At 59.9% G+C, this 1,376-nt stretch carries 2 protein-coding genes; both read left to right on the forward strand.

From position 1 onward, the window contains the following. The coding region (locus AC1DT3_RS21285) for an ABC transporter permease (RefSeq protein ID WP_477467178.1) at nt 1-580 on the forward strand (580 nt) is incomplete at its 5' end. Then, a partial coding sequence (locus AC1DT3_RS21290; RefSeq protein WP_477467179.1) for an ABC transporter ATP-binding protein occupies nt 577-1,376 on the forward strand: 800 nt, incomplete at its 3' end. The genes AC1DT3_RS21285 and AC1DT3_RS21290, both read left to right, overlap by 4 nt.

Raw genomic sequence — 1,376 nt, forward strand, 5'->3', positions numbered from 1 at the left:
GCGCACACTGGTCGAGGCGACCCTGGGACTAGGTTTGGCGTTTGCGGTCGGCGTTCCCATCGGCATTGCGATGGCCCGCTATAAATATGCCAATGCAGTTGCCGAACCCTTCATCATGAGTCTTTACAGCCTTCCCCGCGTCGCGCTCGCGCCGCTCTTCATCATCTGGTTCGGCATTGATCTCTTCTCGAAGGTGATGATGGCGTTTTCGACCGTATTGTTCATTTTCATGCTCAACGTGCATGAGGGCCTGAAGACGATCGATCGCGATCTCGTCGATCTCTTCCGTACGATGCGTGCATCGCGCACGTATCTCACGCGCAAAGTCTTGTTGCCGTGGATCGTGCCATGGATCATCGCTTCGCTGCGCATCGGTGTCGGTCTAGCGCTGATCGGCGCTGTCGTCGGCGAATTGCTGGGCGCGAGCGCCGGGCTCGGCTGGTACATCGAGAAATCCGCAGGCCGCCTCGACACCACCGGCGTTTTCGCCGGGTTGGTGATGCTGACGTTCCTCGCCATGATCGGAAATCTGCTGGTCGCACGGCTCGAAGCGCGCTTTTCAGGATGGCGGCCATCATGACGAAACCATTCAATCATCTGGCAACCGATGCTCATCCCGTCGATCCGCGAGACTTTGAGAAGATTTCGTTTCGCGATCTCCATGTGAGTTTCCCGTCGCCTGGGGGCGAACAGGTTCATGTCCTTCAGGACGTCAGCTTCGATGTCCCGTCCGGACAATTCGTTTCGATAGTCGGACCGAGCGGCTGCGGCAAGTCCACCCTGTTGCGCGTGATCTCGGGCCTTCTCGAGCCCGCGTCGGGAGCGACCCTGATCGACGGGTCCGCCGTCAAACAGACCACCGACCGTGTCGGTTTCATGTTTCAGCGGGACACCCTTCTTCCTTGGGCCAGCGTCGAGGAAAACATTCGCGTCGGCGCGGAGCTCGCGAGCTTGTCGCCTGATCGGATCGCGCGTCGGGTGGCGGAACTTGTCGCGTTCCTTCGGCTCACCGGGTTTGAGAAACATCGACCGCATCAGCTATCGGGCGGCATGCGTCAGCGCGTCGCCTTGGGGCGGCTTCTTGCCTACGATCCCGAGATCTTTCTTATGGACGAGCCGTTCGGCGCRCTCGACTCGCAGACCAAAGGAGTCATGGGGCGCGAATTGCTGCGGATTTGGACGGAACATCGTCGGTCCGTTCTCTTCGTCACGCACGACATCGAGGAGGCGGTCACTCTATCGGATCGCGTTATCGTCCTCTCGACCCGTCCCGGCCGGATCAAACTCGATATCACCATCGACCTCGCCCGCCCCCGCGACCCGAAATCCTTGCGGAAGGATCCACGATTTATCGAGCTGGTCGACCGGGTTTGGAG

The organism is Microvirga sp. P4_G7, assembly GCF_056401005.1.